19 protein-coding genes are annotated in these 23,656 nt (G+C 42.7%); 11 read left to right on the forward strand and 8 right to left on the reverse strand.

The window, feature by feature from the left end; genetic code table 11:
* Nucleotides 1–11: 11 nt before the first annotated feature.
* Both OQ289_RS10570 and OQ289_RS10575 read left to right on the forward strand, forming a co-directional pair.
* On the forward strand, nt 12–944 hold the full coding sequence (locus OQ289_RS10570; protein ID WP_270090707.1) for a PorP/SprF family type IX secretion system membrane protein: 933 nt from the start codon (nt 12–14) through the stop codon (nt 942–944).
* A 243-nt stretch (nt 945–1,187) separates the two neighbouring features.
* Nucleotides 1,188–1,763: a hypothetical protein gene (locus OQ289_RS10575; protein WP_270090708.1), complete on the forward strand. Its 576-nt coding sequence runs from the start codon at nt 1,188–1,190 to the stop codon at nt 1,761–1,763.
* A gap of 77 nt (nt 1,764–1,840) precedes the next feature.
* Here the strand turns inward: OQ289_RS10575 and OQ289_RS10580 are convergent, their stop codons facing one another.
* The 3 genes from OQ289_RS10580 to OQ289_RS10590 all read right to left on the reverse strand — a co-directional run bounded on the left by OQ289_RS10580 (nt 1,841) and on the right by OQ289_RS10590 (nt 3,702).
* Nucleotides 1,841–2,275, reverse strand: a complete 435-nt coding sequence (locus tag OQ289_RS10580; protein WP_270090709.1) for a carboxymuconolactone decarboxylase family protein — start codon at nt 2,273–2,275, stop codon at nt 1,841–1,843.
* A 70-nt stretch (nt 2,276–2,345) separates the two neighbouring features.
* Nucleotides 2,346–3,038, reverse strand: a complete 693-nt coding sequence (locus OQ289_RS10585; protein ID WP_270090710.1) for an alpha/beta hydrolase — start codon at nt 3,036–3,038, stop codon at nt 2,346–2,348.
* A gap of 82 nt (nt 3,039–3,120) precedes the next feature.
* Entirely contained in the window at nt 3,121–3,702 is a 582-nt protein-coding gene (locus OQ289_RS10590) for an outer membrane beta-barrel protein (RefSeq protein ID WP_270090711.1), read from the reverse strand.
* 233 nt (nt 3,703–3,935) lie between these two features.
* Between OQ289_RS10590 and OQ289_RS10595 the strand changes: the two genes are divergently transcribed.
* From OQ289_RS10595 to OQ289_RS10625, 7 genes are all read left to right on the forward strand, one after another.
* Nucleotides 3,936–4,532, forward strand: coding sequence for a hypothetical protein (locus OQ289_RS10595; RefSeq protein ID WP_270090712.1), 597 nt, complete (start codon nt 3,936–3,938; stop codon nt 4,530–4,532).
* A 120-nt stretch (nt 4,533–4,652) separates the two neighbouring features.
* A complete protein-coding gene (locus OQ289_RS10600; protein WP_270090713.1) occupies nt 4,653–5,567 on the forward strand; it encodes a sensor histidine kinase in 915 nt (304 codons plus the stop codon).
* A 187-nt stretch (nt 5,568–5,754) separates the two neighbouring features.
* Nucleotides 5,755–7,380 (forward strand): DUF6377 domain-containing protein, encoded by a 1,626-nt coding sequence (locus tag OQ289_RS10605; RefSeq protein WP_270090714.1) that lies wholly within the window; start codon nt 5,755–5,757, stop codon nt 7,378–7,380.
* A 228-nt stretch (nt 7,381–7,608) separates the two neighbouring features.
* Nucleotides 7,609–10,584, forward strand: a complete 2,976-nt coding sequence (locus OQ289_RS10610) for a SusC/RagA family TonB-linked outer membrane protein (RefSeq protein WP_270090715.1) — start codon at nt 7,609–7,611, stop codon at nt 10,582–10,584.
* Nucleotides 10,585–10,597: 13 nt separating this feature from the next.
* Nucleotides 10,598–12,118: a RagB/SusD family nutrient uptake outer membrane protein gene (locus tag OQ289_RS10615; protein WP_270090716.1), complete on the forward strand. Its 1,521-nt coding sequence runs from the start codon at nt 10,598–10,600 to the stop codon at nt 12,116–12,118.
* Nucleotides 12,119–12,163: 45 nt separating this feature from the next.
* A complete protein-coding gene (locus OQ289_RS10620) occupies nt 12,164–13,636 on the forward strand; it encodes a glycoside hydrolase family 30 protein (RefSeq protein WP_270090717.1) in 1,473 nt (490 codons plus the stop codon).
* A gap of 11 nt (nt 13,637–13,647) precedes the next feature.
* On the forward strand, nt 13,648–14,982 hold the full coding sequence (locus OQ289_RS10625; protein WP_270090718.1) for a DUF5125 domain-containing protein: 1,335 nt from the start codon (nt 13,648–13,650) through the stop codon (nt 14,980–14,982).
* A 118-nt stretch (nt 14,983–15,100) separates the two neighbouring features.
* On the opposite strand, the gene OQ289_RS10630 is transcribed toward OQ289_RS10625, so the two are convergent.
* Both OQ289_RS10630 and OQ289_RS10635 read right to left on the reverse strand, forming a co-directional pair.
* Nucleotides 15,101–15,388: a putative quinol monooxygenase gene (locus OQ289_RS10630; RefSeq protein ID WP_270090719.1), complete on the reverse strand. Its 288-nt coding sequence runs from the start codon at nt 15,386–15,388 to the stop codon at nt 15,101–15,103.
* 13 nt (nt 15,389–15,401) lie between these two features.
* A complete protein-coding gene (locus OQ289_RS10635; RefSeq protein ID WP_270090720.1) occupies nt 15,402–16,016 on the reverse strand; it encodes an NAD(P)H-dependent oxidoreductase in 615 nt (204 codons plus the stop codon).
* A gap of 133 nt (nt 16,017–16,149) precedes the next feature.
* Here OQ289_RS10635 and OQ289_RS10640 point away from each other — a divergent pair, with 133 nt between their 5' ends.
* Nucleotides 16,150–17,070, forward strand: a complete 921-nt coding sequence (locus OQ289_RS10640) for a LysR family transcriptional regulator (protein WP_270090721.1) — start codon at nt 16,150–16,152, stop codon at nt 17,068–17,070.
* A 5-nt stretch (nt 17,071–17,075) separates the two neighbouring features.
* Here the strand turns inward: OQ289_RS10640 and OQ289_RS10645 are convergent, their stop codons facing one another.
* From OQ289_RS10645 to OQ289_RS10655, 3 genes are all read right to left on the reverse strand, one after another.
* Nucleotides 17,076–18,071 (reverse strand): hypothetical protein, encoded by a 996-nt coding sequence (locus OQ289_RS10645; RefSeq protein WP_270090722.1) that lies wholly within the window; start codon nt 18,069–18,071, stop codon nt 17,076–17,078.
* Nucleotides 18,072–18,345: 274 nt separating this feature from the next.
* The gene (locus OQ289_RS10650; protein ID WP_270090724.1) at nt 18,346–20,415 is read right to left on the reverse strand and encodes a hypothetical protein; all 2,070 of its coding nucleotides are present in this window, start codon (nt 20,413–20,415) and stop codon (nt 18,346–18,348) included.
* 63 nt (nt 20,416–20,478) lie between these two features.
* On the reverse strand, nt 20,479–21,570 hold the full coding sequence (locus OQ289_RS10655) for a LacI family DNA-binding transcriptional regulator (protein ID WP_270090726.1): 1,092 nt from the start codon (nt 21,568–21,570) through the stop codon (nt 20,479–20,481).
* 476 nt (nt 21,571–22,046) lie between these two features.
* Here OQ289_RS10655 and OQ289_RS10660 point away from each other — a divergent pair, with 476 nt between their 5' ends.
* Nucleotides 22,047–23,528, forward strand: coding sequence for a family 43 glycosylhydrolase (locus OQ289_RS10660; protein ID WP_270090728.1), 1,482 nt, complete (start codon nt 22,047–22,049; stop codon nt 23,526–23,528).
* Nucleotides 23,529–23,656 lie beyond the last annotated feature (128 nt).

Genomic DNA, 23,656 nt, shown 5'->3' on the forward strand with positions numbered 1-23,656 from the left:
AATAACAGAAAATGAAGATAACAACAAAAATATCAATCTGCAGATACAGGATAATGGCGATTATGGCCATTATCATGCTGCTGTCCAACGTTCGTGTAAGTGGGCAGCAGTATATCGACCCGGCATTGTCGGGCTCGTTTAGCAAGATGTTGAACCCCAGCTTTAACGCCCTGCTCAATGGAGGTGAAGGTGATGCGGCTTTGGTATATCGATACCAATGGGCGGGTCTAGACGGAGCGCCCAAGAGCATTTGGTTCAATGGGAACCTCGGTATTGGACAACGGGGCATTGCTGTGGGAATTAATGCCAAACAGTTTCGCATAGGTGTGGAACGCTCCACGGAAGTGTCAGCCAATTTCACCAAGACCCTTCAGATTTCGGATCAAGAATATGTAGGCCTGGGCCTGAATCTGGGCTATACCCAGCAACGGGGAGATTTTACTTCCTTAGCTCCGGAGGACCCCGCATTCCAGAACGTACAGTATGGTACCCTGCTCTATGGACTATCGGCCTCTTTAGTCCGACCAGATAAATACTATGTTGGACTATCCATGCCTCGCGCTATCTTTGGATCAAATGATTCAGATTATGTCCGTCAATTTGGACGTGACAATACCTTCTATGTATCTACGGGTATGCTTTTTGATCTAGGCAGTAATTTTCATCTACGACCTAATCTGTTGGCCAGCTACAGAGAGGTGACCGGGCTACAGTTCGACGGGTCGGCGACACTCTTCATCAGTCCCAAGGTGGGTATCGGCGCTGGTTATAGGCAACGTGGCGACCTGATGGGGATTGCAGAGTTCAACATTGGCAAACTTCGCTTTGCATATAGTTATCAACAGAATCTTAAGAATAAGGACCTGAATAGATACATTACCAACAGTAGCCATGAACTTGGTTTATCTTTTAAATTTGGGTCTCGCGGATTCTCGATGCTATAACAGCAGACTGATAAAGGAATATAGGGGTGTATCCGTAAAAGGATGCACCCCTATTTTTTACACATTTTTTGGAATTCAGATAAAAGACTTCGAAATACGAAGCGTATATCTACCCTATACTGTAGCCGTCATAAAATTCCCTATTTTTGGGGATGGTAGCATCGGCATCATTTGATTACTTTTGACGCTTAGGTTTAAAGAGCAGGGCAAGGTTATGGAAAATGAATTAAGGAAAAAATAAATATGAAAAGCAGAAAAAATTCAAAAATAATACTCAGCATAGTATTGCTGACACTTGTAACCGGTTGTTCCTTTACTGCCACCCAACAAGGTCCCGCCGATGAGACTCGTGCAGATAGTGCCGCTACTACTATTACAAGTCCAAAAGTTAGTACACTATCCAACACCTCAAGAAGCAAATCCCAGCAAGTATTAGACCTATTACCGGTGACCATATTGGAAGACCATGAAAAGGATGTGTTCAAGAAGTATGGAATTGAATTTACAGGAAATTGTTACGCTTGCGATCTGGCGAAGATAGAAGTCACTGCAAAGCAGGTAATCGTGACCAATGTATGTGATAGTACGTTGCAGGAGCGATTTGATATCATTGATCTGAATGATAGCGGGGCTGAAGTGAAGGTAAAAACTGTTGGAGTTGTATTTATTTTCAGGAACACCGAAGAGGGCCCGGTGCGTGAATTCATTGTGCAAGGAGACCTCAAATTAAAAGAGGGACTCAGATTGTCAAAATATTACATACCGGTGGTCACCTTGGAAAAGTTTGAGGTAAAAGATTGTGGCGAGTTTGACGGTTAAATCACGTAATACAGCGGTTGACTACACTTGTGTCAGCCGCTGCAACATTCTGAAATATGCTATAAATTTGTGTAGGCTTATTTCGTAGGCACCAGGTGGAAGGCGATAGCCATTCGATTGAGCATGTTCATATGCGATATTGCCAAACTGAGATCAACAAGTTCCTTGTCATCGAAGTGCTTCGTTGCATTTTCGTATACTGCATTTCCCACCTCTTGCCCTGGGAGTATGGTCATTTCTTCGGCCCAGGCCAGTGCTGCTCTTTCAGATTCACTAAAAAAAGGCATAAACTTCCAGTTGGAAATAGCATTTAGCTTCCGTGGATCTTCGTTTTCTTTGATGGCATCCTTCCAATGTAAATCTATACAATAGGGGCAGCCATTGATCTGCGATACCCTGAGGTATACCATGTGCAGCAATGCCGAAGGTAGGGTGGAGGTCTTAAGATATCCATACATGGACAACAAGGTACGGTAACCCTCTGGTGATACTTTACTATACTCTATACGCATACAAATAATTTAAAATTATATCCCCAATATAGGGACTAATACCAATTTGTGCAAGTTGACTTTTAGTTCGTTATACGGCACCTGCAGCCCTGATAATTAAATCCGTTACCTCGGTGGCTTTCGAGGCCAAGGATGCATGACTGGCATCTAGGTGTAGGATTTCTCTCGCTTGTATATGCTCCGCCATTTCGACCTGTGTCTGGGGTGGTATCATGTGATCTCGATCGGATACTTGGTACCAACTAGGTTTCGATTTCCAGGCCGGTTGGCCGGCAGCATCTTGAAAACAGTTCGCGTGGATAGGTTTTTGGCAGAGCGACAGGATCGTGCCCTCATCTTCACTTAGGTCGGCGCAGAAATGCACGTGGTATTCATCATATTTAATCCAAAGAAAGCCCTTACTGTCTGGATATATGCTCTTACCTCCAGGCGGTTGATCCCGACGAGAAAAGATACTTCCCAAGCTGTCTCCTTTATCCGGCGCAAAGGCCGCAATATAGACCAAACCTACTACTTTATCGTGATTGCCTGCACCGGAGATTACGGCTCCCCCGTAAGAGTGCCCTACTAAGAGTACCTTTCCTTCCTGAGCTGCGATTAAATCGGTGGTTTTGTCGATGTCGTCTTGAAGCGAAGTCAAGGGGTTTTGTGCGCTCCTTACCGTATATCCTGCTGCCACCAAGGGTGTAATCACATGTCGCCAATGTGAGCCATCTCCCCATGCTCCATGCACCAGGATGATAGTCAATTCTTTCTGTTTCATCGTAATTCTATTTATCAATTGTATGTGTTGTTTTACAAACACAGGTTAATAAATAATTGTTTGACTCTTAAATACGATTCGGTTAAATAATCTTCCAGCGGATGCCGAGTTGGTATTGCCCTATTCTTGCATGTCCGTCATTAGGTAGATTTGAAAACCCTTTGAGACCTCCTCTATATTTGAAATAGAGCATTCCCATATCAATGCCTAGACTGTATGATAGCTGTGTGCTAGATTTGAATGCCTGCCTACCATCATTTAGCGTATAGCGGTCATCATTTTTCAATGAGTTGAATTCAGGGCCTGCCAAGAGGGACATGAAATTCCCCAGGTCTACTTTAAATAAGATAGGCACACTGAAATAGGTGAGTTTTTTTGTGCCGTTGCCAATCATAGGGTCTTCACGGTCATAATTACGGTGTACGTTGATCCGAGCTGAACTATACATGGGTTCTACCTGAATACCCAAATTAGGTTTGAAGTTATAAAATAGAAACACACCACCCTGAAGCCCCAATTTGTGTAACGAGCGATAGTGGTCACCGTCGGCGCTGCTGATATTAGCACCACCTTTTAAGCCGATGTGAAAACCTTGGCGTTGTGCGTAGACCTGAATGCTACCAAGCAGAAGGAGCAATACGAGGGAAAGTTGTCGTGTAGTCATCTTGCAAAGATGGCCAAGATGAATGAATGGTACCATCAATTTTGTCGTGAACCGTTCAAAAGTATGGGTGAATCGGACATCAACGGAAGCCGTAAGTAAGACTATGGTTTGGTGTCAAATCCCTGGGGAGATGTTTTTTATTTGTAACAAGTTAGGGTATATCCTGTTGTTTCCTATGAATTAATTTGTTACATTGCGGGTTATATCCAATTTTTTAATAATTCGATGTCCGCATGGTGGAAAGTTTTTCTAAAATCAAAGGCTGGTTCTTTTATTTTCCTCCTATAAGAGGGTATTATCCTAAGGGCAGCTTGCGCATGAATATCTATGCGATGATGGTGGTATTTATGTACATAGAAGTCGTTGTCAAGATGTGTGGTAAATCACTTAGTTGGCCTATGCATCTCTTGACGTTCGGCTTGATTGGTGCTGTCATATTCATCTCAGGGGAGTGTGTAATCCGTGCTAGAATGTGGCACCACCTATTCGTTGCCAAACACCGGCCGAACAAACAGCCTCCTATAGCTGATGCTATCGCTATGACAGTGTTGGCCCTGTTTCTATTGACCACGCTCTATGTATTGCCCTTTCATAAAATGGAGGACCCAGATTTGTTTCAGGTGAAATTGAAGTCTTTGTTTTGTTATGGTTTTTTGATCGCTGTATTATTGGCCTTTCCTCGTATTATGGAAATTATTATGGCAAATTGGAATAAAAAGAACAAGTTGAAACCCATCGAGTTTGAGCAACATCCCCATATATTACGTAGGTATGCATCAATAGGTTCTCGGCTACGTTTGTTTATTAAACTGCCAACCTTGTTTGAGTAAATTAAACCCAATACTCTTACTTATATTGACTATATTAGAACGAATAACATGTGCCACCCTATGTCGCGACCCCTTGATTGCAGGACGCACACTTGCTACCTCTGAGGAACCAATTTGTATATGGAAGACGTAACACTTATTAAACTCTTGATTGCCGGAATTATCATCAGTAAGGTGATTGTAGGCATATTATTTTACCTCTTTTATAAAAGTAACAGGCTGCTCAAAAACGAACGGACCCAGTTGCTCTCGGCAACCGAACGAATAAAGATACAAGTTTCTCAAATTGAAAATCAGAATGATGCATTGCTAAAAGCTGAAGATTTTAAATCTAAGGTTTTTTCGGCGGTATCACATGATTTGCGCGTGCCTTTGAGCTCTTTTCAGAGTTTACTTGCATTTTCTAAAGTAGTCGAAATTCCTGAGGGTGAGCTTCGGATTGCATTGGCCAGGATAGGGGCTGAACTCGAAGAATCGGGAAAAATGCTCAATGACATGCTGGTCTGGACTGCTGGACAATTGGCAAAAGATGAAATCAAAAAAAGTACATTTTTGCTTCACAATGTCATAGAAGAGACTTTGAGACTCTTTCAAGCACAAGTCAATACGAAGGATTTAACAGTGCACAATACGTTGCCAAAGGATTTGGAAATTACCGCTAACAAAGAGTTTTGCAGCTTTATTGTCCGTAATTTGTTGAGCAATGCTGTCAAATTTAGCTATAGGGGCGGGCATATTACAATAGGTTCACGCATTCAAAATACCGACCAATACATTTTGTATGTAAAAGATGAAGGAGTAGGGATGAATGGGGAGACCCTTACTTTTCTACAACAACGGATACCTAGCACCAGCCAACTGGGTACATTCCAGGAAAAAGGTGCGGGAATTGGATTGGCTTTATGTCAGGATTTTGCGATGCGCATGTCTTGGTCCATCCATGTTGAGAGCCAACCTGAGCAGGGAAGTACGTTTCTTATCGCTATACCTATGTCTGCTTCAGGCGTGTCTCGACCTGATATTGCTGTTGCCTAAGTAACGTATCTTTGCCGGTGGCGACCCCTATGTGTATAGTAAGATTGCTACTACATATTGTTGTCCTGTAGTAGTAGGTAGGGACAAGTATATCCCTTACCATGCCAATGTAATGAAGAGAGGGTGATATTTTGTATCTTGTGCATGTTAATTTGCAAATCTTTAATATAATATAGTATCGTTTGGGATGGATAGTTTTTTTCGTAGCCTGCTGATCTTTTGTTTTTCCATAACACTCACCATTGCCCATGCTGCACAGGATAGCACGCTGATATATCATGAATTGGATAAAGCGATGGACAATCAGGCGTACTACGTTCAAAAACGTCAAGATGCGCTCTCTAGATTGAAGCAGGAGGCCAAGCAATTGCAGTATGACCATCGAGCCTACTTCGATAAGAATTATCAAATTTTTGAAAACTACAAAAAATTCCAGTCAGACTCTGCTATAAGCTATCTCAATATCTGCCAAAAGCTATCAGCCAATATGCATGACAGCTTGACCGTGAAAGTAAAGTTGGATTTGGCGTGGCTGTACTCCACCGTAGGGCGATATATTGAAGCACAGAATATATTGAATACCCTACATGCCAATAGCGTGGGCCCAGCTCTAAAGTACAAATATTACGAGACTTATAGCTCCTTCTATAGCCATTATGGTCAGAGCAACAATATTACCGTTTACTACCAAAAAAGCGAGATATATCGGGATTCTTTGTTGATGTCCATTCCTCAACAGTCTGATCTTTATAAATTGACCTATGCAACCAAAGTGCTATTTAAAGGCGATAGGGAACAGGCGAAGACACTCTTCCTTCCTCTGCTGGCACGCTTTGAAAATAACCTCGAGAAGCACGCGTTGGTCGCTTACTTTTTAGGTATTATCTATAAACAGGAGAAAGATGTCGCTAGGCAACAATATTATTACTCTGTCTCCGCATATGCCGATGTGATTTCGGCGAATAAGGACAATGCTTCTCTTCAGGAATTGGCATTGACCTATTATGAGGCAGGCAATTTTGATAAAGCATTCCTATTTATAGAAAAAGCCATTGACGATGCAATGTATTGCAATGTACGCTATCGAGTTATTGAAGGTACATCCTTTTATCCAATTATAAACGCCGCCTATCAGCAGAAGATAAATGATCAAAATCGGAAGTTGTCCATTAATTTGATCTTAATCAGTATCCTATCCATTGTCTTGATCGCTGGAATTATTGTCATCTATAGGCAGATGAAATATCTCAATAAAATACAGCAAGAGTTGTCCCTCACGAATGGTCGATTGCAGACGCTCAATGAAGACCTCAGCTTAGTCAATAATCGTCTTTCAGAATCCAATCATATCAAGGAAGAATATATTGCCCAATTCTTTGATATGTGCTCTTCTTATATCGATAAGATGGAGAGCTTACGAAAAGTCCTACTGAAGCAGGCAACCAACAATCAGATTAAGCCTCTTATCGAATATCTTAAATCGACTAAGATGGTAGAGGCTGAAGTTCAAGAACTCTATAATAATTTTGATAGTATCTTTCTAAATCTTTATCCCACATTTGTCCACGACTTCAACCATCTGCTACAAGACCAAGAACATATATTACCCAAGAAAGGGGAGCTGCTTAATACCGAGCTTCGAATATTTGCATTGATTCGACTTGGTATTACCGACAGTGTCAAGATTGCGAGTTTTCTCAGGTACTCTCTTCGTACGGTATATAATTACCGGACGAAAGTACGGAACAAAGCGGCAGTTTCCAGGTCAGATTTTGAAGATTTAGTGCGGCATATCGGTGTGATGGATCGCTAATAATACATCAATCACTACTAATTCAGTACTTTTTCGTCTGTCTTTTTGGATTCAATGTCTTATTTGTCAGTGTGTTGTATATGTTTTTCAGTACTTTTCATGACCCTGCTGTTTTAAAGCAGTATTGCTTCACCTAGATTTGTTTTAAATCCTGGGCAGCTACAGAGGAGTACACACCTAAGGAAATAAAATAACCAATTTTAGTTAATTACCAATTCGAACAAACACATGAAACTTTTTACACAAAAAAGTACACTGTTATTCTGGTCTACCTTTATTTTATGCCTGCTGGCTGTATCGCCCCTGCATGCACAAAATCTGGTGAGCGGCAAGGTGACAGATGCACTATCCAATGCTCCGTTAACGGGGGTATCTATTGTTCAAAAGGGGACCGGGAACGGCACTACCACTGACAAAGATGGGGTTTATCATTTGTCGGTACCCAAAGGCTCTTCATTAACAGTTTCTTATGTTGGGTATGATAAACAAGAACTTATCGTATCGTCTGGAACTTTAGACATTGCGCTAACGGCGACATCCAATATGCTCGAAGATGTGGTCGTCATTGGATATGGGGCTGTCAGGCGCAAGGACGTGACGACTGCTATCTCATCAGTATCCACAAAAGACCTTGAACAACGCCCTATTGTCAATGTGGCACAAGCGATACAAGGAAAAGCGGCAGGTGTTGCCGTGGTGCAGCCGAACGGTACTCCAGGAGCGGAGATGTCCATACGAGTACGCGGGACGACATCCTTCAATGGTAGCAACGACCCGCTGTATGTCGTCGATGGGGTCCCGGTGGATAATATCCGATTTCTATCGGCCAATGATATTACCGATATGCAAATCCTAAAAGACGCCTCTTCAGCTGCAATATATGGGTCTCGTGCAGCCAACGGTGTCATCTTGATCACGACAAAGGCGGGAGCGACCGGCCAAGCCAAAATTAGTCTCAATGCCCAATTGACCCATAATGTGGTTAGCAACTCATTTGATGTGCTCAATACCGAGCAGTATCGCGAGTTGCAGAATGAAATAGGCGTGCTCAGTCTTCCTAATACACTTGCCGATCAGACCGATTGGTTTAAAGAGACCTATAAGACAGGACGATTGCAGAACTACCAATTGTCTGTTTCCGATGGAACGGAGAAACTGAAATACTTCCTTTCAGCGGGGTATGTCAATGAGACAGGAGTATTGGATGCAGCTTACTTTAAACGTTATAATTTTAGGGCAAATATTGATAATCAGATCCGTACATGGCTGAAGGTAAATGCTAACATTACCTATTCTGACTATGCCAACAATGGGGTATCCACGGGGGTAGGTGCCAACAGAGGTGGCGTAGTGCTATCCGTCGTCAACACGCCTACTTACGCGCCCATATGGGATCCTGAGCATCCTAAGCAATATTACAACAACTTTTATGGCATCAGTAACATTACCAATCCATTGGAGAATATAGCGAGAAGCAAGGATAATAGGGATAAGGAAAATCGACTGATTGCTTCTGGAAACGCATTGATCAGCTTTCTGCCGACCTTGAATTTGAAATCATCGTTTACCTTAGATCGAAGAAATGCATGGAACACAAGGTTTTTGGATCCTATCACAACAGATTATGGTCGGAATCAGCATGGCGAGGGATCTGATCTCCGCAACATGAATACCGTCCTCACCTGGGACAATGTGCTTACGTATAAAAAGACAATTGGGCTACACAACATAGAAGGAATGGGGGGCACCTCATGGACTGATTCTCACTACACCAATAGCTATATTTACGGAAGCTACTACAATGACGAGTTGGTTCAGACTTTAAATGCGGCCAATAGGATTTCATGGGATGCTACCGGATCAGGTGCTTCCGGCTGGACCATTATGTCTTATTTTGCCAGAGCGATGTACAATTATGACGGCAAGTATCTGTTGACCGCTAATTTTAGATCTGACGGGTCTTCCAAATTGCATCCTGATTCAAGATGGGGATATTTCCCTTCATTTTCTGCAGCTTGGCGTCTTTCATCTGAACCTTTTCTATCAGACATCAGTTGGATAAATGATCTAAAGATTCGTGGTGGGTGGGGGCAGACCGGCAATCAATCGGGAATAGGTGATTATGCTTATCTCATGCTTTATAATTTTGTACGCAAACCTTGGTACCAAGAAGAATTTGCAAAAGCTGTCCCTGGACTAGCTGTTGCCAATCTGCGTACCAGTGATCTTACTTGGGAGACCACGAGCCAATCGGGGTTAGGAGTTGATTTCATGGGCTTGGACAATAGATTGTCCGTTAGTTTGGATTATTACTACAAGCGCACGACCGATATGCTGATGTTTTTATCCCTTCCTGAAGGTCCCAATGCGATTAATACCCTCGTTCGTAATGAAGGTACTATGGTCAACAAGGGTTTTGAAGTTACTATTGGCTCCAAGAATGTGAGAGGTCCATTGAATTGGGAGACAGACTTTAATATATCATTCAATCGCAATAAGCTGGAGGACCTAGCTTTGCAGCAACTGTATTCCACGGCCGTAACGAGTAATTTTGTCAATGAAGCTGTTGTCCGAAATGAACCTGGACGATCTTTGGGCGGTTTTTTTGGCTATATCAGTGATGGTGTTAACCCCGAGACAGGTGAATTGATGTATCGCGACCTCAATGGTGACGGCAAATTGTCGGTATCCGATCGAACCTACATCGGAGATCCCAATCCTAAATTCACCTATGGAATGACCAACAATTTTTCTTGGAAGAACTTTGATTTGGGCATATTTATCCAAGGAACCTACGGGAATGATATTTTCAATGCCAGTCGGATTGAGACAGAAGGGATGTATGATGGCAAAAATCAAACAACTAGAGTTCTGGATAGATGGCAGATACCTGGACAGATCACGGATGTCCCCAAAGCTGGATTCAATATTAAGAATTCGACTTATTTTATCGAAAATGGTAGCTATCTGCGGGTGAAGAACATATCTCTGAGCTACAATTTCAAAGGTGACCAGCTGCAAAGGATAGGAATATTCAAATTGCAGCCCTACATCTCGGCCAGTAATCTTTTGACGTGGACCAAGTACACAGGGATGGATCCAGAGGTCAATCAATATGGCAATAACGGTGCTGTCCAAGGGATAGATTGGGGCACATATCCACACAGTCGATCGTTTGTAGTCGGTGTCAATGTAGAATTTTAAAACAGAAAGAGTCATGAAATCGAAAGTTATAACAGCATTATTGTCAAGCAGTCTACTGGTGTTGATCTCCTCCTGTTCATTGGTACAAGATCCTTTGGATCGCTATTCTGATGTGACCCAAGGAGTGGACGAATCCGGCAATAAAATAGTATTCAAGAATAAAGAGGAAGCAAAGAGCTACCTCAGCACGTTGTACCAACAACTGCGCGATCGGCAAGAACATTGGTACGTAGACCTATTGCTTATTGGTGAGTCTCATGCTGACAATGCGTATGCTGGCACCACAGGGGCAGAAGTACTTCCCTTTGAAAATAACGCAATAGAAGGATCCAACTCTGTCGTCAATAGAGACTGGCGTCGTTATTTGGAGGATATTGGTAAGGCTAATAGATTGATCATCCATGTAGATAGCGTGGACGATGCTTCCTTTTCTAACCTAGAGCGTAACACCATCAGCGCGCAGGCCAAGATATTTAGAGCTTTGGTCATGTTTGACATGGTTCGCATCTTTGGCGCTATACCGGTTGTCACCACAGAGGCTCCAGATATCACCGGCGAAAATATAGAGGAAGTATATCCCCTTTATTTTCCGAAACAATCCACTGAGCAGGAAGCTTATTTGCAGATCGAAAAGGACTGCTTGGAAGCATTGCAATATGCACCTGACAATAACGCAGCGGACAAAACCAAGTTTAGTAAGTCTGTGGCACGGGCATTACTAGCCAAGGTATATGCCGAGAAGCCATTACGTGATTATGCAAAGGTCATCCAATACTGCGATGCCCTTGCTGTTGATGGGTTTGATCTGGTTACGGATTTTGCCGATCTATTTGGTATGAATGCTGCCAATACCGATACCAAGATGCGGAATACGAAAGAGTCTATTTTGGAAGCGCAGTTTTTTCCTGGAGGTGGCAATTGGGCTACTTGGATGTTTGGTCGGGATCTCATCAATTATGACAACAATTTCACCTGGGCCAAATGGGTGACCCCCTCCAGGGATCTCATCAAGGCCTATCAAGATGAAGGGGATCAGGTTAGATACAATCAATCTATCGTGTATTACACCACGAAATGGAGCAATTACTACCCTATGGCCAATTATCCCTTCATGTATAAGCTACGGTCGGCACATAGTAGCATTATCAAAATGCGATATGCTGATTTGCTGTTGATTAAAGCCGAAGCGCTGATCATGCAGGCCAGCCCCAATCTGATTGAAGCAGCGGCGATTATAGACCGTATACGTCTTCGTGCTGGATTATCGGGACTGACGAATGCCGTCAAAGCCAGCAAAGAGTCCATGTTGGCCGCGTTGATAAAAGAGCGTCGCTTGGAGTTAGCATTCGAAGGACAGCGCTGGTTCGATTTGGTTCGACTCAATAAAGTGGAAGAGGTCATGAATGCCGTTTTTGCAAAAGACCCCGGACGTAAAGCCTTGGCCTATCCGTTTGATGCTAATTCCTATCGTCTACCTGTACCACAATCGGCGATAGACCAGAATCCAAATCTTGTACAGAACCCCGGTTATTAACTATATCACGAAACCATGAATGACAACGTTAAATACAACAAACCTATGATATATACGCTTTTGCTGTCGTGCATCTTAGCGACCACATCTTGCAATAGAGATAGCTACACCCCCTCTCAGGGTAATGAAGAGAAAGACAATGGGGATGTAACCCTGTATGTGACTACTACCAATCGGTCGCAAGATTTTGAGCGCCTATACAAGGATTTTAGCGACAAATCCAATATGTCGCCCAATACGATTACGCTTGATCCTTCTATTAAATACCAAAGTATGGATGGTTTTGGAGCAGCAATTACAGGCTCCACTTGTTATAATTTGATGAAAATGAATCAGACCGACCGAACAAAGTTCCTGACCGAAACATTTTCTGAAAAGGAGGGTATGGGCATGAGTTACATCCGCATTGCAATAGGCTGTTCAGACTTCTCGCTCAGTGAGTATACCTGTTGGGATACACCGGGGATTGAAAACTTCGGATTGCAGAACGAAGAAAAGAAATATATCTTACCTGTACTCAAGGAGATATTGGCCATTAATCCCGCCGTCAAAATTTTAGGCTCCCCATGGACACCCCCCAAATGGATGAAGGTCAATAATCTGACCGAACTGAAGCCCCATGATTCGTGGACAAGCGGGCAGTTGAATCCTGCGCATTATGATAACTACGCCACCTATTTTGTAAAATGGTTGCAGGCCTTCCAAGCGGAAGGAATCAAAGTGGCGGCTGTGACTCCACAGAATGAACCTTTGAACCGAGGCAACTCCGCTTCCCTTTATATGACTTGGCAAGAGCAGCAAGCGTTTGTCAAGCAGGCACTTGGCCCTAAACTCAAAGCGGCAGGTTTGAATACACAGATTTATGCATTTGACCATAATTACAATTATGACAATGTCGCGGATCAAAATGATTATCCAATTAAGATGTATAATGATCCTGAGGCTGCTGCTTTTATCACCGGTGCCGCTTATCACAATTATGGAGGAGATAAAGCTGAACTATTGGATATTCATAGCCAGCGCCCTGATAAAGAACTCATCTTTACGGAGACCTCAATTGGTGAATGGAATGATGGCCGTAATCTTGAGAAAAGGCTAATGGAGGATATGGGCGAAGTAGCGTTGGGTACAGTTAATAATTGGAGTAGGGCTGTCATCGTCTGGAATCTGATGTTGGATACCGAGAAAGGTCCCAACCGTGATGGTGGGTGCCAGACATGCTATGGTGCGGTAGATATCAATAGTGCCAATTATAAGACGATTACACGCAATTCGCACTACTACATTGTTGGGCATCTCTCAGCAGTGGTCAAGCCTGGCGCAACGCGGATAGCAACCAGTGGATATACAGCCGAAGGACTCACGTATAGCGCTTTTCAGAATAAGGATGGGAGCTATGCTGCAGTGTTGTTGAACAATTCTGCTGAGCAGCGCAAAATAACGTTGAGCGATGGTAAGAAGCATTTTAGTTATGAGGTTCCAGCAAAATCCGTGGTTTCATATCGTTGGACCAATTAGAATCAGACAACATGAGAAGAATATTAATCACCGGAATTGCCTTAATATCCGCTCTTGGACTTTGGCAATCTTGCAAAAAGGACGATCAATTGCCACAGGGTTCACCTGTGCTATCCGTTCAAACAGATGTTAAAACAGCGCATTTTGGCGACAGTCTATCGTTTAAGGTCAATGTCTCCGATCCCGCAGTGCCTCTCTCGACAGTGAAGGTGCAGCTATACTATACAGATGACTTGGTTGCAGAGACTGTTATCAGGACCAAGGAAAATGGAGCGTATATGGGGAAGGTCTATATCCCATACTTTAAGGATGTGCCTGATGGTACCGCTACTCTCAAATTTGTATTGCAAAATATCAGTAAGACAAAGGTCGAGCAAGCGTATGACTTGGTTTTAAAAAGGCCGGACTTCCCCTATCTAACACTGGTTACGGACAATCAAAGTTATAGAATGGAAAAAGTAGCCGCCAATAGTTATGCCGTTACCCAGAATTTTCCGTATGCCGTGAAGGGATATATATCTGCACAAGCAGTAGGTGAGCAAGGGAATCCGCTAACCTTCGGATGGGAAAATAACAGTGTAGCACTGGGCTCGGTCAATCAAATTCCGTTTTCTAATTCGGTGTCTGGTACCTACACCATCTCGTTCAACACCTTTAGCTTTGACGCTTCACCATTCATCATCGCTTATGCAGTTAATGGAAGTGTGATGAGTCGAGTCAACGATGATAATTTCAAAGCCGAACTCCAGATGACCAAAGGCGAGTTGGTGACCGTGGATGGAATTGAAGGAATTGACGAATGGTGGATGGATCCGGATTATTTCAAAAAGGACGATACAGGAAAATGGACGTTCCATGCTGCTACTGGTAAATATCGGGTTACGGCCAATTTTCCGAATAAGTATCTCATAGTGGAGGCGATGGATGGCAATAATCTCGCAAGTTTGAAGGCAGACGGCACAGGTGCCATTTGGATTATTGGCGAAGGAATAGGGAAACCATCTGTTGCTGCCAATCAAGTCGGCTGGAATACGGATAAAGCCCTTTGTCTAGCGCCTATCGGAAATAAGAAGTACCAGATTACTGTAACAGGCAATAAAACCATCAAAACCGACAACATCAACTTTAAATTCTTCCATCAGAAAAATTGGGGTGGTGAATTTGGTGGGACGGCTATCAGCACCACCAGTGATATTATTTTTATAGGTGACGGAAAGAACGGTCGGGATTCGGGCAATCTTGGGCTTGTAACAGGTAAGACTATCCCCGACGGCAAGACATACGTCTTGACGGTCGATCTAACTGCTGGAAATGACAAAGCCGTATTAACGGTGACACCGCAGTAGCAGTTCGTCTAGACATACTTCAAGAGAAAGCCTTGCTCCAAAATAGATTTCGAGCAAGGCTTTCCTTTTTTTGAAAGTGTGTCCCACCAGGATTATTTAATGACCACACAGCATTCCCTTATATCATTGACATCCGAATAATTTGTGCGGGTTCTTGCAAGAAATCGCCAGCCACACGCTGGAAGTTTTTGATGTATGGTTGTGCATTGTGGATGTCCAGCCCATCTTGGTCGTGCCATATCTCATAAAAGACGAATACATTTGGGTCATCTATGGCCTGGTGCAAATCGTAACGTTCGCAGGCTGGTTCCTCACGGGTTTGCTCAACCATATCTCGGAGCAAGAGGGCGAGTTTTTCGCGATGTTGGGTGTGGGCTATAAGCACAGCTGTTAGATATATTTTCATTTTTGGTGGCAAATTAGCATAATGTAGCCTCAAGTTCTTTGGCAAATACCTCCCCTAAATGTTTGAGGTAAGCAGCTTTGTCCTGTGCCATATTCGCATTCTTTTCTACATCATGAAAATGAAACCCTTCCATTTTCGTCAATGATGCAAAGGCATTCATACGATGGAAGCCAAAAAGAGGACCATCATCTACGGTACGTTCTTGAAAGAATTCACCTGGCAAGGTGAAGGCAGTTTGAGGAGCATTCCAGCTTGTAGTCAATAGATACTTCCGACCGGCTAATGCTCCGCCTGTGCCGTAGTTGATTGCAGGATGTTTCGATGATCGCCCATCGCTATTGTATATCCCTTTTTGATGACCAGCGGTGAAGACGACGTCTATGTATTTTTTAAACTCAAACGGTAGCTGAAACCACCAAATAGGCGTATGGTAGATGATGTAATCTGCCCATACAAACTTTCGGACCTCTTCGTCCTCATCATAGCCATCTGCTATACGTGTCATTTGGACCTCCACATCGTCCATATCTTTGAAAAAATCAAATGTAGCCTCCGCTATCGTATCGTTATATTTTCCTCCTGAATGTCCGAAATGCTGTCCAGCATTGATAATAAGTATTTTTTTCATCCTTATATAATTTTTGAAATGTGATGAAGCCATAGTTCCATACCTGTCAAAGGCTTCGATACAAAATTAAGGAGGAAATAATTATCAGAAAAATAAGATATGTTATACCTTTGTATTATATAAATGATAGCTCATGGTCAATCTAGAATGGTACCGTACATTTAAGGCAATCTATAAGACAGGGACGCTTACAGGAGCTGCGGAGACACTTTTCATTTCCCAACCTGGCGTTAGCCTGCATTTGAGTTCGCTGGAATCTTATGTAGGCTATAAATTGTTCGATCGCACCGGTCGTAAAATGGTGCCCACCGAGCGTGGAAAAGTATTGTTCAATGCTATTGTCGACCCATTGGTGAAATTAGAAGAGGTAGAGAAGAACTTTCAACGATGTACAGAAGCACATACACCAACTATCAGTGTGGGCATGTGCTTTGAAACTTTCCAGATTACCCTAGAGCAGTATGTCTCCACATTACCCTTCAACCTTATCATCTGTTTTGGAGAGTATCCAGAGATGCTGGACCAACTGGACAAAGGTATCCTAGATTTGATTATTACCCCTCAAAAGGGTATTTCGCCTCGCATTGAGCACGAGGCTTTTTCTTCCGAGCAGATTGTGTTAGTAGGAGGGCCCCAAGTCGATACCAGCTATTTCGAACATATAAAAAAGGAAGCCAATATCGAGGAGATCGCGGATTGGTTGAAAGCCCAAAAGTGGTACGGTACTACCGGAGATATGGAGCACTTGTTGCGCTTTTGGAAGCTCAATTTCGATAAGCAACCTGATTTTAGACCGAACTATATCGTACCTAATCTTAATTCCATTGTCCGATGTTTAAGTGGTGGTACGGGCGTGGCTGTCATTCCAGACTTTCTGTGTCGGCAAGAATTGAATTCTGGCCAGATTAAGCTGATTTGGGAAGGGCGTAAGAAGTTGACAAATACCCTTTATTTTGGCACTCGCAAGCAGCATAGTCATCAGCAAGAAATAGACCATATCAAGGGGTTATTTAGGAAGGTAATGGCGAATGCTGACGCTTATATTGCACAGTAGTCGACCTATGGTCGGGATGCTACGATGGCATCAAGCTCGACGGATAATCCCTTAAGATCTTGTTTCATGAGGTTGATATGCGATTCCAACTGGTCGTACATATCAGCCCTGTTCTCCAATTGTTCGGTTGAGTAGCGTCCACCCTTGCCAAAGTACAGTTCTATTAGTTTCTGTTTTTTGCTATCATCATCATCGTTGTCTATCTGTCCGAATGTCATCCACTTGGTGATGATTTGATTGCGTACGGAAGATTTCTTGCCGTCTTTAGGGTCGTAGTATTTGAGGTAGTACCATACTGAAGGGGGGAAGCTTGCAGATGTTTCGGCACCGTCCCAGATTTCTTTTAATGTATTGCGCTCGTGGTAAAAGTCGGTAGTCCGTTTATTAAAAAGCATCATCATACCCAGCGTAGCTTCGGTGACCCCAGTAGCCAAGCCTACGTAATCGGCCGCTTTATCATCTGTAATCAGCACACCCGTAGAGACAGCACCCGATGCCCCCACCACAATAGCACCTACTGTAAGTTTGGTTTCGAAATCGTTCTCTTTACCCTTTAGGTAATTGGCTACCTGACTTGTACGCTCCTCTTCGCAATCCAATTCTGACGATACGGCAGAGACTTCAAGAGAGGACAGGTTGATACGGTGATCGATTTGTTGCTTGATTTCCATCACGGCTAGTCTATTTTCTACGTTAGGACGTCGCAATACTTCCTGCTGTAACTTGATATACTGGGATATCCAATCCAATGCGCCAATGGCATTTGCCATATTCAGACTTTTAAAGCTCAATTTTGTGCGCAAAGAAGCGTCCAATGTTAGCTCATGGATAGGAGGAGGTATTTTATCCGCAGTGTAGGAATATGCATTGTGTTGGTTGCAATTACTGGACAATAACTGACCTTGTATGGGCGTGTTTTTCAATCCAATACACGACATCATTAGACTTGATGTCAGCAATATCGCTAACGCGACACTATAGATGCCTTTTCTAACCGTCATAATCTATCGGGCGCTTTAATAGTCCTGTGTTTACTTTTCAAAAATGAATAACACCCAAAATTAGCAATAGTTCGCACTATTCGGACATAAAGCGTGACAATTTTATTTAGAAGCAATAGGATGTTACACCTCGCTCGTTATTCCCGCTGTAGGGTTTTCGCGAGTATTACAAATTTGAAGCTATTATTTCAGTTTAAGAAGATTATCCGGGATGCTCGCTCTCGTTATTTAACGATTTGATAGGGAGAGAGGCATCCCGGATAAGGAATGGATACTAATGCTTCAAGGCTGCAATCCGAACGTTTTTAATGCCGGCCTGATTTTTTCTTAAAAGGATCTTTTCCACTTTCAAATCTGGACAAAACGTAATCATTGTACGCTTGCCAGCAATTTCAGCATCAATTTGCGAACCACCGAACTTACTATCGTATTTGACGATGATACGAACGGTATATGGTTTTTCTGTATCCAATAGGTTTTCAATGGCATAATGGCGGGCGCTATTTGGAGAGCCTCCCTCGCGTAAAGTCTTTTCTAAATTCGAGAAAGCCTGAAGGTCACCTTTACCATATTGGGCTCTCTTGGTCGTCTGGTCTATCTGAAATTCGCAGGCAGGAATATCTTCCTGCTGGCCTAGGAACAGCGCACCTATTTTTCCAGAAATGTCCTCACCTGGTTCCACATCAAATGTCAGTAAAAAGGAAGGACTTTTGCTGTCAAATGTTTGGTCCTCTTGTATCTCTGCTGAAATTTCATTTTCTTTTTCCGTTTGTGGGACAATTTCCTCCATCCATTTTGTTCCAATTCTGCCGTCAGGGAGTTGTATCATCTCATGGATATTCAACGTACCTCCCCATCCCGCAATTGGGATCCATCCTGCCATGAGGAATCGACCATCATTTATTTCCGTTACGGCCGGTACTGCCATTCCGTTATAGAAATCAAGACCCTGTTTTACGACATCTGTATATTTATCTTCTGCAGCACTAGCTGGCTTCGACCATAGCCCAGTAAAGCCACCGATGACGTAATCAAAGCCGCCCCACCGAAAGAAAAATGTACAATCTCCACCTGGAGGGAATCCCGGATTGATGTTTTTCCAACCTCCAGTTATCGATTTCGATTCCCATGTACCCTTGGCGCCATAGTTGGCTAGCATGCGTAGCCGCCCTTCTGGATCGGTATATACACTCGGATTCTCACAGGGGTGATACAGTATATGAGTCTTTTTGAATTGACTGATTCCATCTTGGCTGATGGAGTAGGTCGATCCTGCCGGGAATCCTGGTATCGTATCATACAGGAATGAACCCGTTTCTCCGTTTTTGTTGTAATAGTCCCATTGCAAAGGTAAAGTTGTTTTTTCAGCGGGATAGATACGGGTCGTATGTAAGCCATAGCTTATGCAGAGCTTATTGTCAAATATGAAGGGTGTTCCCGTCCCCAATGTCTCCCATTGTTTTTCGATTGGAGTTGCTGCATCATGCTCGACCCAGGTTTTGAAATCTACTGTCGATAGATGTTCGAAGTAATGTCCGCCTCGACCGAATTTGCTGGCGTGACCACGCCTATCGTAAAGGTAAAATACGTGATAGCGGCCTTCATGATAAAATGTAGCCACATCGCCTACCCAAGAGTTGTGACCTTCTGGGGTCCAATATTGGATTTCAGGTCTTGTGCGGGGTGTTTGCAGCGCAATCTTTTCAGGTTTGATGCCGGGGAAGAATATTTCCGCTTTTGATACCAATGAAGGGTCTATTTCCCAAGTAGATTCTTTACTCCACGCGGGATAGCCCAATGCAAAGTCATTATCCATCAATTCTCCGTCTATGTATAGCGTCCATTCCACCCCCGTGAAATTTAGTACAACCTCATGATGGGTTTGTGGTTTTTCCAACATAGCCAGCGGAATGCCTATTGGCATATCTTTGGATTCTGCTGGTTCTACTGGAAGGTGAAGGTGGAGTGCGGCCTCGAGCACTGGCACCGATCCATCCGGCATTGGATAGGCAGGATAATTTTGTATTTTTCGGTCATTTTTCGAGTGTTCATATATCTTAAAATCCAGTACATTCGGGATTTTGAGTAAGCTTTTCGGCCCATCCGAAGTCGTTAGGTTCACTAGCATTTTAATCGTAAAGCTACTCGTATCGGCGGGGGCCGCTAATTTCGCCTGTTTGCTTTGTGTGGTTAAGATACTGCTGGGCGTAGCTCTTGGAAATTGCCAAGGACTGGATTTCAATTGAAGGTGGACAAGTTCTTTTTTCTCCCCACAGCCTGTCGTCAATAGGGCGCTGGATAGTATCAATATCCACATTGATACCTTGTTTAAGTTGAATCTCATTTTTAATAGGTTTAAGAATTTTGATTATTTAGTTTATCTTTTTATGGCCGAGCTTCATACGGACTAGAGGAACCGGCTCGAATCTCGTATGACGATATCGCCGTTGAGATTTATGGTGATTGGGATACGATTGTTGTCTTTTAATCTTCGCATCAAGAGCTCAATGCTAATGTTGGCAATCTCTTCACATGGCTGCCGGAAGGAAGTCAAGGAGTGTTTAAGGTGTTTGGAGTATTTCATATCATCAAATCCACAGATGAGAATGTCCTTGGAGATTTCAATTCCCAGATCATCAAGTGATGACATCAGCACCGCGGCGGTAGAGTCGTTGGCACAAATGATTCCCGTCTTACCCGGTATTACTTCCATCTGCTTAACATAATGGACCTCCTCCGGATTACCGCAGAATACATTTTTTTCCGTAAATGAGTAGCCGTGCTTTAGTACAGTATCCCGTACTCCTGAAATTCTTAGATCAACGGAACTTGCCGACCCTGGACGATAAAAAAAATGCAATCGTTCACATCCTCTATCAATCAAATGTTGGGCGGCAATACATCCTGCGTTAAAATTGTCGATAGATACTACATCAAACTCGCTTCTTTCGGGTGCAGTCACCACGTCCCGATCAATGAGCACCAAAGGTATATTCGCATCCTTTATCGCTTTGCAGATCTTGAGATTCAAGTCATACGCATTCGGTACTCGTTCAAGAGGGGAGAAGAAAATGCCATCTACTTTCTTTTGTATATAGTTTTCACAGCATGTTTCGATGAGTGTCTTTCGGATGTCGGCACTACTTGCCGTTGCTCCTTCCCATATGCAATTAAATAAACCTGATTCTGATTGTCTCAATAGCTGGTCATTGATGATCGCAAATATTTCAGACTCACCCGATCCGGGGAGCAATAGGCCGAATGTATAAGGTCTATTCGAATATTGGTGCGTCACCACCGTTCCAAGCCCTTTTGTTTTCTTGACAAAGCCTTCTGCTTGCAATTGGTTGTAGACTTTTGCGACAGTCGGTCTAGATACGCCGTATCTCTTGGCGAGAACTTGTTCAGTAGGTAACATAGAGCCAGAACTAAAAGAGGCTTTGACGATTTGGTCTTTTAAAATGACATATATGTCTTTGAAGGTTGGTTTTAATCCCATAGATACATAATTTACATTAGCTGCTTCAAATGTAATGTTAATTGTTTAATTTTTTTCATTTATTGATTGTTTTTCCGCTTGTGTATCAGACTTTTGATACACATTTCATACGTATTTATAAAAAATAATTGACTAAATGTTTACATTTAATGTAAAGTAATGGTTTGAAGCATTTAATTCTTTTTATTGTGTAGACTTTTGTTTGTAATTACCTTTATTTAAGGTAATTACAAATATTGTTGACAAATTGAATATTTCTCCGGTTTGACCCTGTATTTTGCATTTTCTGCTTATTTTTTTGTTTCGTATGTAAACAATATGATAACAAATAATAAATATTTTTTTTGTTTATGTTAGTTTGTGGTTTATATTTGTTGCCAATCAATAACCCATTATAATCAATTAAATGTCATGCTTGTGTCCTTGCATATGTCTTCATAAACAGACGCTCGTTATCAACATAAATCTATAGTCCAATGAAAAAAATATTTTTAGCAGTTCTTCTGTTGCTTACTAAGTCTTCTTTTGCTCAAAAAGTAACGGATTATAATCCTTCAATCCAGCGAACAACTAGTTTGCAATATTTCAAACCGACCGAGGCACATTTATTTTCTGGTGATTGCATGCCCTATTATCATAATGGGACATTCTACTTATACTGGTTATTAGATGAAGGACACCATGCTGGTTTAGATGGTTTAGGCGGGCATCAGTGGGCATTGAGTACCTCCACCGATTTAGTGAATTGGCAGCACCATCCAGTGGCTTTGGGTATCGACAATGATGAGTGGGAAAAATCAATATGTACAGGGTCCGTAATAGCTGAAGGGGATAAGTTTTATGCTTTTTATGCTACCCGTGTCAAAGAAAATGAAAAGGTCCACGAGCAGTTAAGCTACGCCATTAGTCATGATGGAGGCTATACCTATGAGAAGCAAACTCCCAATCCATTTTATTATGCTCCAGATGTCTGTATAAGTCGAGACTTTAGAGATCCCAAGGTTTTTAAGGGAGAAGATGGTTTGTTTCACCTACTTGTTTCGGGCAATCTCAAAGATCCTATTTTGAATGGGTTCGGTGGTTATCTGGTCCATTTGGTTTCTTCTGACCTAAAAGATTGGAAGGAGATCGAATCTCCTTTAAAAGGACAGCGAGGTACTCCAGAGTGTGCCGATTATTTCAAATGGAATGATTGGTATTACTTATTGTACAGCATTGCTGGCCACACCTATTATGTAATGTCTCAGAATCCATATGGACCATGGGTTTACCCAGAATCTCAAACTTTGGCTTCGCATTTTGAATGCGTCTACAAGACTGCTCCATTTAAGGACGGACGCCGAATAGGGGTGGCTTACTCACCGTATCGCAAAGACAACAAGGACAATGAAGATCGAATCTGGGGTGGCAATATACTCTTTCGCGAAATTTGTCAGGAACCCAATGGCACACTGTCTTCTAAGTTTTTACCAGAAGTGCAGCCTAGTGCTTCCCCAATTACAGATCCAGTGATAAAAACGCCTTTCAAATCTGCACAGGTTTCACCAGAAGATAAGATGCTGACCATCACTGCTGCAGGTGATTTCGGTATCGCCGAAATGGACGCATTGCCGGACAATTATCGGATTTCCATGCGTATAGAGCCCAACGGTAATTATGAGGAATTGGGCTTGTTTTTGCGGGCTACCGACAGGCATATGGATGGATACAGGTTAGAATTAAACCCCAATAACCAGACAGTCCTGATGCACAATTCGTCCATTCAAGCAGTAAAGGGGATGAAAGAGCCGTTTGATTTGGAGGTGATTGTCTATGAAGATTTTTTTGATGTATCTATTGACAATAAACGATGCTTACTGAACCGATTGCCGGAGCATAGGGGGGATAAGCTATTTTTCTACGTGAAAAACGGAAATGCCATTTTTCGAGATGTAAAAGTGGAGGCATTAAAAAACTAAACACTAGCTAGTTTTCGAGTGTAATGAATTAATCCTAACTGGTCTGATTACCGAGCAAGCATCTGCACGGTGTGGAAGACTACGTTTTAAAAATAGCAGCTATGTATTTACTATTGAATTTTGAGGAT

Source organism: Sphingobacterium sp. SYP-B4668, from assembly GCF_027627455.1.
GTDB lineage: Bacteria > Bacteroidota > Bacteroidia > Sphingobacteriales > Sphingobacteriaceae > Sphingobacterium.